Consider the following 13811-nt stretch of genomic DNA (forward strand, 5'->3'; position numbering starts at 1 on the left):
ATCAAGATGGGCACTCGACTAGGAGATTTGGTCGAACGCTTCGGTGGACAGTTGGCGGGCGAGCCCAACCTGGAAGTCACAGGGATCGCACCGCTAGCCGATGCCGGCGCTTCGCACATCAGTTTTCTCAGTAATAGCAAATTTCGCGCACAGGCGGCGCAGAGCGGCGCTGCCGCGCTGATCCTTACGCCGGCTGACGATGCCTTGATCGGTGCCGAGTACGCCGGTGCGCGCATCGTCACTCCGAATCCCTATGTCTATTTTGCGCGCGCGGCGCAGTATTTCGCCGCCCTGCACGAGATCAAGGCACCGGTGGGCATCCATCCGAGCGCCTTTGTCGACGCCAGCGCGCAAGTCGATGCCAGCGCCTCGGTCGGCGTGCATGCGGTGATCGAAGCGGGCGCCGTCATTGGCGCCGGCTGCGTCATCGGGCCTGGCTGCGTGGTGGGGCGCGATGCCGTCATCGGCGCGGGCACCCAGTTGCTCGCCAACGTGACCTTCCACGCGCGCTGCGTGATCGGCCAGCGCGGCATCATCCATTCGGGCGCCGTGATCGGCACCGACGGCTTCGGCTTCGCCAACGAAGGTGGCGTGTACATCAAGATTCCGCAGACGGGCAGGGTGGTGATCGGTGACGATGTCGATATCGGCGCCAATACCACCATCGACCGTGGCGCACTGGCCGACACCATCATCGAAGATGGTGTCAAGCTTGATAACCAGATCCAGATCGGCCACAACTGCCATATCGGCGCGCATACGGCCATGGCCGGCTGCGTGGGTGTCGCCGGCAGCGCCATCATCGGCAAGTACTGCACCTTTGGCGGCGCCGCCATGGTGCTGGGGCACTTGACGATCGCCGACCGCGTCCACGTCGGCTCGGGCAGCATGGTCTCGCGCTCGATCGCGGAACCGGGCCAGTACACGGGTTTTTATCCGCTGGCCAAGAATGCCGACTGGGAAAAGAGCGCCGCCATCGTGCGCAACCTGTCAAACATGCGCGAGAAGATCCGCGCGCTTGAAAAAACAATTAAAACACTGACCACGCAAGACGAAAAATGACTACTGAAAAAAAGACCCTCGACATCCTGGCTATCAAATCGCTGCTGCCGCACCGCTATCCGCTGCTGCTGGTTGACCGCGTGCTGGACTGGGAAGCGAACAAAACCATCACCGCCATCAAGAACGTGACGGTCAACGAAGAATTCTTCCAGGGGCATTTCCCGCACAAGCCGGTCATGCCCGGCGTGCTGATGATCGAGGCGCTGGCGCAAACGGCGGCCTTGCTGTCGTTCCTGTCAATGGGCGTCAAACCCGATGAAAATTCGGTGGTGTACTTTGTCGGCATCGACAATGCGCGCTTCAAGCGTCCTGTCGAACCGGGCGACCAGCTGAAGATGGATGTGGAAATCCTGCGCGTCTCGCGCGGCATCTGGAAGTACAAGGCCGTCGGCTCGGTCGACGGCAAAGTGGCGCTGGAAGCGGAATTGATGTGCACCATCCGCAGCGCGCAGGATGCTAGCCAGTCTGCGAGCCAGCCAGCGGGGCAGTGATGGCGGCCATCCACTCTACGGCAGTGATCGACCCGAAGGCTGAGCTCGACAGCTCGGTCGAGGTGGGGCCGTACACCATCATCGGTCCGCATGTGCGCATTGGTGCTGGCACCAGGGTCGGCCCGCATGTGGTCATCGACGGCCACACGACGATCGGCAGCGACAATCACCTGTTCCAGTTTTCCTCCATCGGCGCGCAGCCGCAGGATAAAAAATGGGCGGGCGAGGCGACGCGCCTGGAAATCGGCGACCGCAATACCATCCGCGAATTCTGCACCTTCAACACGGGCACCGTGCAGGGTGGCGGCGTGACGCGCCTGGGGAGCGATAACTGGATCTCGGCGTATGTGCACCTGGCGCACGACTGCCTGGTGGGTAATAACACGATTTTTTCGAACAATGCCCAGCTGGCGGGCCATGTGGAAATCGGCGACTGGGTCATCATGAGCGGTTTCGCCAATGTGCACCAGTTCTGTAAGATCGGCGCGCACGCCTTTGTCGGGATGAGCACCAGCCTGACGCAGGACGTGCCGCCTTTTGTCCTGTTGAACGGCAATCCGGCGCAGGCGCATGGCGTGAATATCGAGGGCCTGAAACGCCGCGGCTTTACGCGCGAGCAGATCAACGGCATCCGCACCGCGTATAAACTCATCTACCGTTCCGGCCTGACCCTGGAAGAAGCCAAGGCGGCCCTGTTCGAAGAAGAAGTGGCGACGCCGGCAGCGGCGGAGCACATTCGCGCCATGCGCGAATTTTTGGGCGTGGCGTCGCGTGGCATCGTCCGCTGACCAGGCCAGCGGCCTGTCGGTCGCCATCGTCGCCGGAGAGGTGTCGGGCGACCTGCTGGCCAGCCGGCTGCTGTCCGGCCTGGTGCCGCAGCTGCCCGGCGCGCGCTTCCACGGCATCGGCGGCGAGCACATGGCCAAACAGGGTTTCGTCTCCGACTGGCCGCTGGACAAGCTGACGGTACGCGGCCTGTTCGAGATCATTCCCCGCTACCGCGAAATCAAGGGCATCCAGACCGCGCTGCGCGATCAGCTGCTGGCGGAGCGGCCCGCCGTCTTCATCGGTGCCGACTATCCCGGCTTCAACCTGGGACTGGAGCAGCAGCTCAAGGAAGGCGGCATCCCCACCGTGCACTACATCGGGCCGCAGATCTGGGCCTGGCGCGGTGGCCGCATCAAGAAAATCATCAAGGCTGTCTCGCACATGCTGGTGATCTTCCCGTTCGAGGAAGAGATCTACCGCAAGGCGGGCGTGCCCGTCACCTATGTCGGCCATCCGCTGGCCGAAATGATTCCCCTGCAGCCGGACGAAGCGGCCGCGCGCCGCGCCCTGGGCTTGCCCGAGGACGCCAACGTCGTGACCCTGATGCCGGGCAGCCGCATGGGTGAACTCAAATACAATGCGGTGGCCTTTGTGGCTGCCTGCAAGCTCCTGCTGGCGCGCGACCGCTCGCTGCGTTTCGTCGCGCCCATGGCCGGCGAGAAGCAGCGCCAGTATTTCCTGCAGCTGATTGCGGAAGCGGGTTTGCAGGACGTCGAGATATTGCTCACCGATGGCGGCTCGCACACGGCCATCTGCGCTGCCGATGCGGTGCTGGTGGCGTCCGGCACGGCGTCGCTGGAAGTGGCGCTGTACAAGAAGCCCATGGTCATCGCCTACAAGATGATGCGCGCGTCGTGGGAAATCATGCGCCACATGGGCTACCAGCCGTGGATAGGTTTGCCAAACATCCTGGCGCGCGACTACCTGGTGCCCGAGCTGCTGCAAAACGCGGCCAGCCCCGAGGCCCTGGCCGAGGCTATGTGGCGGCAGTTGAGCGACGTGCCCGGGCGCCTGCGCCTGGTGCAGCGCTTCACGGACATGCACCACAGCCTGCTGCGCGACAGCGCGCGCGAGAGCGCCAACGCGGTCATGCAAGTCATCGCCGCCAACCGCAAGTAAATCCCGATCACCGCTTCAACTGCATTACCAACCAAAGATTCAACGTGAAAAATATCTATCCCGGCCTGTTTGACGACTTGCCATTCTCGCTCGATGAAATCATTTGTGGCGTCGACGAGGCAGGGCGCGGTCCGCTGGCCGGCCCCGTGTTCGCCGCCGCCGTGATCCTCGACCCGCAGCAGCCGATCGACGGCTTGCGCGACTCGAAAAAACTCACCGAGGCCAAGCGCGACCTGCTGGTGCCGCAGATCAAGGCGAAGGCCTTGGCCTGGGCCATCGCCGAAGCGTCGGAAGAGGAAATCGACCGACTGAATATTTTGCAGGCGTCGATGCTGGCCATGCGCCGCGCCGTCGAGGCGTTGGCTACCGTGCCGACCCTGGCCCTGATCGACGGCAACCGCTGCCCTGTGATGCCGATACGCGGCATGGCCATCATCGGCGGCGACGACAAGGTCGATTCGATTTCCGCCGCCTCGATCCTGGCCAAGACGGCGCGCGACGCGGCCCTGGTGCACTTGCATGCGGCCTATCCCGAGTACTGCTTCGACCAGCACAAGGGCTACGGCACCAAGCTGCACCTGGAGCGATTGCATCTGCACGGCGCCTCGCCCGTGCACCGCCGCTCGTTCGCACCCGTGCGCAATGTGATTGCGCTGTTCGGCGCGCAGGAGGTGGTGGCATGAAGACGATTACCTCGCGCGACAATGCGCAATACAAGGATTTGCTGAAGCTGGCGGGCAGTTCGCAGGCGCGCCGCAAGTCGGGCCGCACCTTGCTCGACGGCGTGCATCTGTGTCAGTCATACCTGCAACTGCGCGGCATGCCGGAGCAGTGCATCGTCAGCGAAAGCGCCTTGCAGAACGGGGAAGTGGCGGACATCGTCGGCCAGCTGGAAAGCCAGCGCGCGCATGTTCTGGGCTTGCCCGACGCGCTGTACCACGCAGTGAGCCAGGTCGAGCATGGCGTGGGCGTGATGTTCCTCGTCGAGACGCCGGAACGGGCCGTCACGGCACCGCTGAGCGTGTCGGCCGTGCTGCTTGATAACCTGCAGGACCCGGGCAACGTGGGCTCGATCCTGCGCAGCGCCGCCGCTGCCGGCATCACGCAGGTGTACTGCAGCGCCGGCACGGCCTTCTGCTGGTCGCCGAAAGTGCTGCGCGCGGCCATGGGCGCGCACTTCGTGCTCGACATCTTTGAGAACGTCGACCTGGCGGCGCTCGTTGCCGGCGCCAAGGTGGCCACCCTGGCCACCAGCGGCTACGCCACGCAGCGCCTGTATGACGTCGACTTACGCCAGCCTGTTGCCTGGCTGTTTGGCCATGAAGGGCAGGGCGTGGCCGACGACCTGCTGTCGATGGCGACGCACCAGGTGGTCATTCCCCACCTGGGCCAGATCGAATCGCTGAACGTGGCCGCCTGCGCCGCCGTGTGCTTCTTCGAGCAGCTGCGCCAGGGCCAGTCCTGACACTTTCAAACAAAACCCGCCATGCCTGATCATCCAGTTCTGCCTTTGCTTACCGACGGTGCCGCACGTGATGAGGCCTGGTGGCGGCAGGTCGCCGGGCTTTATCCCAGGCCGCCGGACGCCATCGTCAATCTGGAGCACGGCTATTTCGGTGCCATGGCGGCGCCCGTGCAGGCTGCCTTCGAGGAAGCGGTGCGCTATGTCAATGAGCAATTGAGTCCTTTTGTGCGCGGCGAATTCACGCACACGCGCGTCGATCTTTTGCGCCAGCGCCTGGCCGCGCTGATCCAGGCGGAGCCGCACGAGATCCTGCTGACGCGCAGCGGCACCGAGGCTATGCAGGTGCTGATCACGCAGTATCACGGTCTGCAGGCCGGCGATACCGTGTTGTGGAGTAATCTCGATTATCCGGCCACGCGCACGGCCATGCGCTGGCTGGCGCAGCGCCGTGGCGTCACCAGCACCGAGGTGAAGCTGAGTTTGCCGATCAGCGACGACGAGATCATCGCCCGCTATGCTGCGGCCATGCGCCAGGCCGTCAGGCCGAAACTGCTGCTGTTATCGCAGGTAACGCCGGCCAATGGCCAGCAGTTGCCGGTGCGCGCGTTGATTGCGCTGGCACGCGAACACGGCATCGACGTCGTGCTCGATAGTGCCCATGCGCTGGGGCAGGTGGCGCTCGATGTGCGGGCGATGGATGTTGATTTTGCCGGTTTTAATTTACATAAATGGCTGGGTGCTCCGCCGGGACTGGGCTTTGTGTATATCCGCGCCGCGCAGCTGCACAAGATCGAGCCGCATTTCGGAGACGGCGATTATCCACTGGACGATATCCGCTGTCGTCTGCACATGGGCATGCCGCCGATCAGCGCCATCATGGCTGCGCCCGCCGCGCTCGACTTTCATGAACGCCTGGGCGGCACGCCAGCCAAGACGGCACGCCTGGCCTGGCTGAGGGACTACTGGGTCAGCCGCGTCGCGCAATTGCCTGGCGTACGCCTGCTGTCGCCGCAGGACGCGGTGCGCGGCACGGCGCTGGTGGCGTTTGCCGTCGATGGCATGGACGCACGCGCGCTGCAACAGGCTTTGCTGCAGCGCTTCGGGGTCTTTACTGTGCAGCGCAATATCGGCGATATCGATGTGGTACGTGCCACGGTGGCCGTCACCACCACCACGGTTGAACTGGACCGGCTGGTGGCGGCACTGGACATCCTGGGCAGCGAAGCATAGCGGCAGGCCGGCCAGGAAAGCCGGCTGTGCGGTGACTTACAGTTTCAGCTCAGCGATTTTGCGCAGGCCTTGTTCGACATTGTTACGTGCCGCGCCTTCCGTCGCCAGGCGCAGCCGTGTGATTCCTGCGAAGGCGTCGGTAGCGCTGGCCGTGTATTCCGACTTGATGGCTTCCTGCCATACCTTGCTGCTGTCGCTGGCGCGTATCAGTGTCCAGCCCATCTCCAGGCCTACAGTAAAGGAAAAGCCGAAATTGGGCTGGACGACGTTGACGATGTTGACGGTAAGCAGGTAGTCGCCGCCCTTGCCGGGTACCACGCGCGAAAAGGTCTTGGTCTGGTTGATCGCCTCGGTGACCGCTTTCGCCAGTTCCGCATTGTCGATCTGCGATTTACCCATGGTGTCGGTGGCGCTGCCGCCGAGCGCCGCCACCGACACCGATTGTGGGTGTTGCTGGCTTACTTTCAGCGTCACCGGCACCATTGCTTGATAGGTTACGGGTGACGCGCAACCGCCCAGTGCCAGCAGGGTGGCAACGACAGGGATGGCGAGCAGGCGCGCTGCAGGAAATGGCAGAAATATTTTCATGGTATGGGTAGAGGATGATTGAACACGGCGCGGTTTGCCGCAGGCGGTAAACCGCAGGATTTACTACGGCGTTGCAGTAAAAATATTGCCCAGCACTTCATCGACCATTTCTGCGGGCGACTTGCGCGCCATCGAGGTATGGTAGGAATTGCCAGTGGCGAGCGGGAAGCCGGTTTTCGGGTCGCGCAAGTTGACGCTCAGTTCCACCATGTACATGGTGATATCCCACACCCACCTGTCGGCGTATGTGACGGCGACATCGGCGTTGTACGGTCCCGCCAATGCAGGTCCGTTGGTCACCACATAGCCGCGCTTTTCCAGATTGGCCTTGATGATCTTGTCGATATGGCGCCCGTCTTGCGGCAACTTCACCACGTAGGCGCTCTTGAAACTGGTCAGATCGGATCCCGGACTGAGCGAACTGGTGGCTTTATTCACAGCGCAGCCAGTCAGTGACAGGGCCGCCAGCATAGTGCAGGTTGAAGCAAAAAAGGAAAGGGTGTTACTTTTAAACATACTATGATGGCCTGGGTGGTTACGCGATCGAGCAGGAATAATGTCCGCGCGGTGGACAAGTCTTGTTTACTGCTTTTAAGAAACAAAATAATAATGCATTTCTGATAAATGTGAAAGTGTAAAGATTGAGTTTTCGGTCCGCTGCGACCTGGTCTGCTCTCGGCCACGCCGGATCACCGTAGTTTGCTCAGGGACATCGAGGGGAGTTTTTGATTGCCGGTCAGTCGGGGGCTGACTGCGGCAGAGAGTACGGTCGTCGAAAGTGCAAAGGATATTTTCCGAGCAAGCCTGGAACGGCATGGCAAAAGCATCGCTGGCCATGCGGTTTTTTCCTCTGAATCGAATGCCGCTACGGCGATGACGGCGGCCGCCAGATCGCCAGCCGAAGCCACCGGCAAGACTTCGGCCAGCGGCAGTGCTGCTTCAGCATGCGATATCTTTGGACACCTCATGTTTCATTGCAGACACCTTGCTTTCGATGTGATGCCTGCGCCCTGCGGCGGACCTTTCTGTGTCAATACTCGCGGCGGTTCGGCTTGATTTCCTGCAGTATCGTCGTCGAGATTTCCTCGATCGACTTGGTGGTCGAGGAGAGCCAGCGGATGCCTTCGCGTTTCATCATTTTTTCCGCCTCGTTGACCTCGTAACGGCAATTTTCGATGGCCGCATACTTGCTTCCGGCGCGTCTTTCGTTGCGTATTTCCGACAAACGTTCGGGCGTAATGCTTAATCCGAAAATTTTATTCTTAAATTCCAGCAGGGCGGACGGCAGCTTGTCGCGCTCGAAATCGTCGGGAATCAGCGGATAATTGGCCGCCTTGATACCGTATTGCATGGCCAGATACAGGCTGGTCGGGGTCTTGCCAGAGCGAGAAACACCCACCAGAATGACATCGGCCGAGGACAGGTTCTTATGCGACTGTCCATCGTCGTGCGCCAGCGAATAGTTGATCGCCTCGATGCGGTTCTTGTACTCCTCGCTGTCGACGATGTTGTGCGAGCGCCCGATGGTATGGGTCGACATCACGCCCAGTTCCTGCTCCAGCGGAGCGACAAAGGTCTGGATCAGGTCCATGTGCATGCCGCTGGACTTGCGGATCACGGCCGACAGGTCGTTTTTCACCAGGGTGGAGAAAATGATCGGGCGCTGGCCATCGGCGGTGAAGGCTTCGTTGATCTTGCGCGCCGCCTCGTAGGCCTTGTCCATGGTATCGATGAAGGGCAGGCGGATCTGGCGGAAACGCAGATCGAACTGCGTCAGCACCGAGTGGCCGAAGGTCTCGGCGGTGATGCCGGTGCCGTCGGAAACGAAGAATACGGTGCGGGCCGCGGAGGGCAGAGGGGGGCGTGGATCTTGTGTCATGGGTTTTCGGATCAAGATTGTGCGTCGTCAATTTGCGCCGCACAAGGTAAAATGGCTGCAACGGTATGATTGTGCTGCACGACGCCAAGAATAACAAGAAGACTGTCTGTGCGCCGCGCGTAAAGATTTCTATCATCAGTAAGGGTGTCATTATGACCAACGCAGTATCGCAACAGCAGGAAGACAAGGATGCGGTGTATGTTGCCTCGTTCGAGCATTTGCGCATGACGGATGTCGAATCCGTCGGCGGCAAGAACGCCTCCCTGGGCGAAATGATCAGCCAGCTGGCGGAAGCCGGCGTGCGCGTGCCCGGTGGCTTTGCCACCACGGCGCAGGCCTTCCGCGATTTCCTGTCGTATAGCGCCAATGGCGGCTTGCCGCTGGCCGAACGCATCGCCCAGCGCCTCGAAGGGCTGAACATCGATGACGTGCGCTCGCTGGCGCAAGCCGGTGCCGAGATTCGTCAGTGGATCGTGGAAACGCCATTCCAGCCACGTCTGGCCGCCGAAATCGACCAGTTCTACGCCAAGCTGGTGGCCGATTCCGATACCGAAATGTCGTTTGCCGTGCGCTCTTCGGCCACGGCGGAAGACTTGCCGGACGCGTCTTTTGCTGGTCAGCAAGAAACCTTCCTGAACGTGGTCGGCATCGACAACGTGCTCGACGCCATGAAACAGGTGTTCGCGTCGCTGTACAACGACCGCGCCATCTCGTACCGCGTGCACAAGGGCTTTACGCACGCTGAAGTGGCCTTGTCGGCTGGCGTGCAGCGCATGGTGCGTTCCGACTTGGGCGCGGCCGGCGTGATGTTTACCATCGATACCGAGTCGGGCTTCAAGGACGTGGTCTTCGTCACCTCCAGCTATGGCCTGGGCGAGACCGTGGTGCAGGGCGCCGTCAATCCCGACGAATTCTATGTGCACAAGCCGATGCTGGAAAAAGGCAAGTCGCCTGTGATCCGCCGCAATATCGGTTCGAAACTGCTGAAAATGGAATTTACGAACGAAGCGAAAGCCGGCCGTTCCGTGAAAACCGTCGACGTGCCCGTCGAAATGCGCAACCGCTACTCGCTGAACGACAGCGAAGTGGTGGAACTGGCAAAGTACGCCGTCATCATCGAGAATCACTACGGCCGTGCTATGGACATCGAGTGGGGCAAGGATGGCCGCGACGGCAAGCTGTACATCCTGCAAGCGCGTCCTGAAACCGTCAAGTCGCAGCAAAAGGCGACCGACGTGCAGGAACGCTTCAAGCTGAAAAGCACGGGCACCGTGCTGACGTCCGGCCGCGCCATCGGTCAGAAGATCGGCGCCGGCCCCGTGCGCGTGATTCACGACCCGGCCGACATGGAACGCGTGCAGCCAGGCGACGTCCTCGTTGCCGACATGACGGACCCGAACTGGGAACCGGTCATGAAGCGCGCTGCGGCCATCGTCACCAATCGTGGCGGCCGTACCTGCCACGCGGCAATTATTGCGCGTGAACTGGGCGTGCCTGCTGTCGTCGGCTGCGGCAACGCCACCGACGTGCTGAAAGACGGCACCTTTGTCACCGTGGTGTGCTCCGAAGGCGACGAAGGCAAGATCTACGATGGCCTGCTGGAAACGGAAGTGTCGGAAGTATCGCGCGGTGAATTGCCGAAGCTTGACACCAAGATCATGCTCAACGTGGGCAATCCGCAACTGGCGTTCGACTTCCAGTCCGTGCCGAATGCGGGCGTGGGCCTGGCGCGCCTGGAATTCATCATCAATAACAATATTGGTGTGCACCCGCGCGCGATCCTGGAATACCCGAACATCGATGCCGACCTGAAAAAGGCCGTGGAATCGGTGGCACGCGGTCACGCTTCGCCAAAAGCGTTTTATATCGACAAGCTGGCCGAGGGCATCGCCACCATCGCTGCCGCATTCTGGCCGAAAAAAGTCATCGTGCGCCTGTCCGACTTCAAGTCGAACGAGTACAAGAAGCTGATCGGCGGTTCGCGCTACGAGCCGGACGAGGAAAACCCGATGCTGGGCTTCCGCGGCGCGGCGCGCTACCTGTCGGCCGACTTCTCCGAAGCGTTCAACATGGAATGCGAAGCGATGAAGCGCGTGCGCAACGACATGGGCCTGACGAACGTGGAAATCATGGTGCCATTCGTGCGCACCCTGGGCCAGGCCGAGAAAGTCATCGACCTGCTGGCGAAAAATGGCCTGAAGCGCGGTGAAAACGACTTGCGCGTGATCATGATGTGCGAAGTGCCGTCGAACGCCATCCTGGCCGACCAGTTCCTCGACCATTTCGATGGCTTCTCGATCGGCTCGAACGACCTGACCCAGTTGACCCTGGGCCTGGACCGCGATTCCGGCATGGAATTGCTGGCCGCCGACTTCGACGAGCGCGACCCTGCCGTGAAGGCGCTGCTGTCGCTGGCCATCAAGGCTTGCCTGGCACGCGGCAAGTACATCGGCATTTGCGGCCAGGGTCCTTCCGACCATCCGGACTTCGCCGTCTGGCTGATGGAGCAGGGCATTGAATCGATGTCCCTGAATCCGGACTCGGTGATCGACACCTGGCAGAAGCTCGCTGCGCTGAAAGCGTAAGCATCTTTCCACTCTCTGAAAACCCGCTGCCGCTCACCTGGCAGCGGGTTTTTTTATGCCTGCCATGCGGCGCACGGCAGTATTCGATGGGCTTGCGCCAGATCAGCTAAAATGATTCCACCAATACATTAAAACGGGAGTTCTCATGGCAAGCAAGAAACCGAGCAAAGTGGCAAAGATCGACATCGGCATTTCCGAGGCGGATCGCGCGAAGATCGCGGAAGGCCTGTCCGGCCTGCTGGCCGACAGCTACACCTTGTACCTGATGACCCATAATTTTCATTGGAACGTCAAGGGGCCGATGTTCAACACCCTGCATCTGATGTTCATGACGCAATATACGGAGCAGTGGGGCGCGCTGGACCTGATCGCCGAGCGCATCCGGGCCCTCGGCTATCCGGCGCCGGGCACTTACAAGGAATTCGTCAAGCTCGCCTCGATCAAGGAAATCGACGGCGTGCCGCCTGCGCTTGACATGGTCAGTCACCTGGTGTCGGCACAGGAAGCGACTGCGCGCACGGCGCGTCGTTTGTTCCCGCTGCTGGAAAAAGCCAATGACCAACCGACGGCCGACCTGATCACGCAGCGCCTCGATTTGCATGAAAAGACGGCGTGGATGCTGCGCAGCCTGCTGGAAGAATAAATGCCGGGCTGGCGGCGCTAATTCGCCCCCGGCTATTGACGCCATCAGGAATTGCGTTAGACTGCTTGTATATAGGTGTTTGGCAAGAAGAATATCTGGCAGTACTGCGCATTAAACCCCGTCGCTTATATAGGCTGCGGGGTTTTTTATTTTCGGGTTCACAAGGATGGAGGCATCATGGCTGAATGGGTAGGCTGGTTCGTGGCAGCTGGCGCGGTATTGATCCTGGAACTGTTTACGGGTACGTTTTATCTGCTGATGATCGCCATCGGTATCAGTGCCGGAGGACTGGTGGCGCTAGCGGGCGGCAATGGCAGCTGGCAGGCCGTGGCGGCCGCCATTGTCGGCGTGGTGGCCACGCTGTTATTGCGGCGCAGCCGTTTTGGCAGGGCCGCGCGGCGCGATGTGGCGCAGGATCCGAATGTGAACCTGGATATCGGCCAAAGCGTGGCGGTCGCGCATTGGGTCGATGGCGCGGCGCGCGTGATGTATCGCGGCGCCTTGTGGGATGTGGAGCTGATTCCCGGCAGCGATGCGCAGGCAGGTCATTACACCATACGTGCCGTGCGTGGCAGCCGTTTGATTGTTGGTTAACCTGGAGAATAAATTATGGAAGTAAGCATCGGAAGCATGTCGCTGATCTTGTTATTGCTGGCACTGGTATTTGTCTTCAAGACGGTCAATGTGGTGCCGCAGCAGCATGCCTGGGTAGTGGAGCGCCTGGGCAAGTTCCATGCGGTATTGGGGCCTGGCCTGAATATCGTTGTGCCTTTCGTTGACCGCATCGCTTACAAGCACGTGCTCAAGGAAATTCCACTCGACGTGCCGCCGCAGGTGTGCATTACGCGTGACAACACGCAATTACAGGTCGATGGTATTCTGTATTTCCAGATTACCGATGCCATGCGTGCTTCGTATGGTTCGTCGAATTATATTGCCGCCATTACGCAATTGGCGCAAACGACCTTGCGTTCGGTGATCGGTAAAATGGAACTCGACAAGACATTTGAAGAACGCGACCATATCAATACGGCCATCGTGAATGCCATCGATGAATCGGCGGCGAATTGGGGTGTCAAGGTATTGCGTTATGAAATCAAGGATTTGACGCCGCCGAAGGAAATTTTGCATGCGATGCAGGCGCAGATTACAGCTGAGCGCGAGAAACGCGCCTTGATTGCTGCATCGGAAGGGCGCAAGCAGGAGCAGATCAATATTGCCAGCGGTGAGCGCGAAGCGAATATTGCCCGCTCGGAAGGCGAGAAGCAGGCATCGATCAACCGCGCCGAAGGCCAGGCTACGGCCATCGTCGCGCTGGCGCAAGCCAGTGCCGAAGCGCTGCGCCAGGTGGGCGCCGCCATCCGCGAGCCGGGCGGTGAGGATGCCGTCAATCTGAAAGTAGCCGAGCAGTATGTGGGCGCGTTCGCGCAATTGGCGAAAACGAATAACTCGATTATCGTGCCGGCCAATCTGGGCGATATGAGTAGTTTGATCGCCACCGCGATGCAGGTGGTGAAAACGCAGAAGCCGAAAGGCAGCGTGGCCATGCCCTGATTACCTGACTGGGTGAATAGCAAGCCCGTAGCAAGGTCTCGTCAATACTGCCCGCTGTATAGCGGGCAGTTTGCATTTGCACCGTCCCAATTATCTGGTGGCGGCAGCGCTGGTGTGTCGGCGATTGAATGAATTGCGTTGAAAATATTTTCTTCATGCTATGCTATGCGCACATTGGGGATTATATGCGGTCATGCGATGTTTATTCTTTGATTGGCGTAACATCTGCCGCGCAGGATGCAGGGTGGCGTTTGCTGACGATGCGCGAGTGGCGATAGTATTGGGCCCATGCATATTTTTAATTGCAATTTATAGTTACTATAAATTGCAATGAAACAGAAAGTACTGCAAAATAAATACAGCCGCT

General features: G+C 60.4%; 14 protein-coding genes. 11 read left to right on the plus strand and 3 right to left on the minus strand.

Features of this window, described 5'->3' with window-relative positions; genetic code table 11:
* The first annotated feature begins 6 nt into the window (after positions 1-6).
* Genes lpxD through ACQ4W0_RS17125 form a run of 7 tightly spaced genes read left to right on the plus strand, consistent with a single transcriptional unit; the run spans position 7 to position 6195 of the window.
* Positions 7-1062 (plus strand): UDP-3-O-(3-hydroxymyristoyl)glucosamine N-acyltransferase, encoded by a 1056-nt coding sequence (lpxD, locus tag ACQ4W0_RS17095; protein ID WP_436577819.1) that lies wholly within the window; start codon positions 7-9, stop codon positions 1060-1062.
* Positions 1059-1553: a 3-hydroxyacyl-ACP dehydratase FabZ gene (gene fabZ / locus ACQ4W0_RS17100; RefSeq protein WP_071077748.1), complete on the plus strand. Its 495-nt coding sequence runs from the start codon at positions 1059-1061 to the stop codon at positions 1551-1553. The genes lpxD and fabZ overlap by 4 nt, the downstream gene beginning before the upstream one ends.
* On the plus strand, positions 1553-2341 hold the full coding sequence (gene lpxA, locus ACQ4W0_RS17105; protein ID WP_436577820.1) for an acyl-ACP--UDP-N-acetylglucosamine O-acyltransferase: 789 nt from the start codon (positions 1553-1555) through the stop codon (positions 2339-2341). Before fabZ ends, lpxA begins: the two co-directional genes overlap by 1 nt.
* Entirely contained in the window at positions 2325-3500 is a 1176-nt protein-coding gene (gene lpxB / locus ACQ4W0_RS17110; RefSeq protein ID WP_436577821.1) for a lipid-A-disaccharide synthase, read from the plus strand. The genes lpxA and lpxB overlap by 17 nt, the downstream gene beginning before the upstream one ends.
* 44 nt (positions 3501-3544) lie before the next feature.
* Entirely contained in the window at positions 3545-4183 is a 639-nt protein-coding gene (gene rnhB, locus ACQ4W0_RS17115; RefSeq protein ID WP_436577822.1) for a ribonuclease HII, read from the plus strand.
* A complete protein-coding gene (locus ACQ4W0_RS17120) occupies positions 4180-4965 on the plus strand; it encodes a TrmH family RNA methyltransferase (RefSeq protein WP_436577823.1) in 786 nt (261 codons plus the stop codon). The genes rnhB and ACQ4W0_RS17120 overlap by 4 nt, the downstream gene beginning before the upstream one ends.
* Positions 4966-4986: 21 nt before the next feature.
* A complete protein-coding gene (locus ACQ4W0_RS17125; protein WP_436577824.1) occupies positions 4987-6195 on the plus strand; it encodes an aminotransferase class V-fold PLP-dependent enzyme in 1209 nt (402 codons plus the stop codon).
* Positions 6196-6231: 36 nt separating this feature from the next.
* On the opposite strand, the gene ACQ4W0_RS17130 is transcribed toward ACQ4W0_RS17125, so the two are convergent.
* From ACQ4W0_RS17130 to ppsR, 3 genes are all read right to left on the minus strand, one after another.
* The gene (locus ACQ4W0_RS17130) at positions 6232-6783 is read right to left on the minus strand and encodes a hypothetical protein (RefSeq protein ID WP_436577825.1); all 552 of its coding nucleotides are present in this window, start codon (positions 6781-6783) and stop codon (positions 6232-6234) included.
* Between the two features lie 63 nt (positions 6784-6846).
* Positions 6847-7221, minus strand: a complete 375-nt coding sequence (locus tag ACQ4W0_RS17135) for a hypothetical protein (RefSeq protein ID WP_436577826.1) — start codon at positions 7219-7221, stop codon at positions 6847-6849.
* Positions 7222-7813: 592 nt separating this feature from the next.
* Positions 7814-8662 carry a posphoenolpyruvate synthetase regulatory kinase/phosphorylase PpsR gene (gene ppsR, locus ACQ4W0_RS17140; protein WP_436577827.1) on the minus strand — a complete coding sequence of 283 codons (849 nt, stop codon included), beginning with the start codon at positions 8660-8662 and terminating at the stop codon, positions 7814-7816.
* 152 nt (positions 8663-8814) lie between these two features.
* Between ppsR and ppsA the strand changes: the two genes are divergently transcribed.
* The 4 genes from ppsA to ACQ4W0_RS17160 all read left to right on the plus strand — a co-directional run bounded on the left by ppsA (position 8815) and on the right by ACQ4W0_RS17160 (position 13444).
* A complete protein-coding gene (ppsA, locus tag ACQ4W0_RS17145) occupies positions 8815-11247 on the plus strand; it encodes a phosphoenolpyruvate synthase (RefSeq protein WP_436577828.1) in 2433 nt (810 codons plus the stop codon).
* A gap of 145 nt (positions 11248-11392) precedes the next feature.
* Positions 11393-11890 (plus strand): Dps family protein, encoded by a 498-nt coding sequence (locus ACQ4W0_RS17150; protein ID WP_426072865.1) that lies wholly within the window; start codon positions 11393-11395, stop codon positions 11888-11890.
* A 177-nt stretch (positions 11891-12067) separates the two neighbouring features.
* Complete coding sequence (locus tag ACQ4W0_RS17155; RefSeq protein WP_436577829.1) at positions 12068-12484, plus strand: NfeD family protein; 417 nt, start codon at positions 12068-12070, stop codon at positions 12482-12484.
* A gap of 15 nt (positions 12485-12499) precedes the next feature.
* A complete protein-coding gene (locus ACQ4W0_RS17160) occupies positions 12500-13444 on the plus strand; it encodes an SPFH domain-containing protein (RefSeq protein ID WP_436577830.1) in 945 nt (314 codons plus the stop codon).
* The last annotated feature ends 367 nt before the right edge of the window (positions 13445-13811 follow it).

The organism is Janthinobacterium breve, from assembly GCF_051380895.1.
Classification (GTDB): Bacteria; Pseudomonadota; Gammaproteobacteria; order Burkholderiales; family Burkholderiaceae_D; genus Janthinobacterium.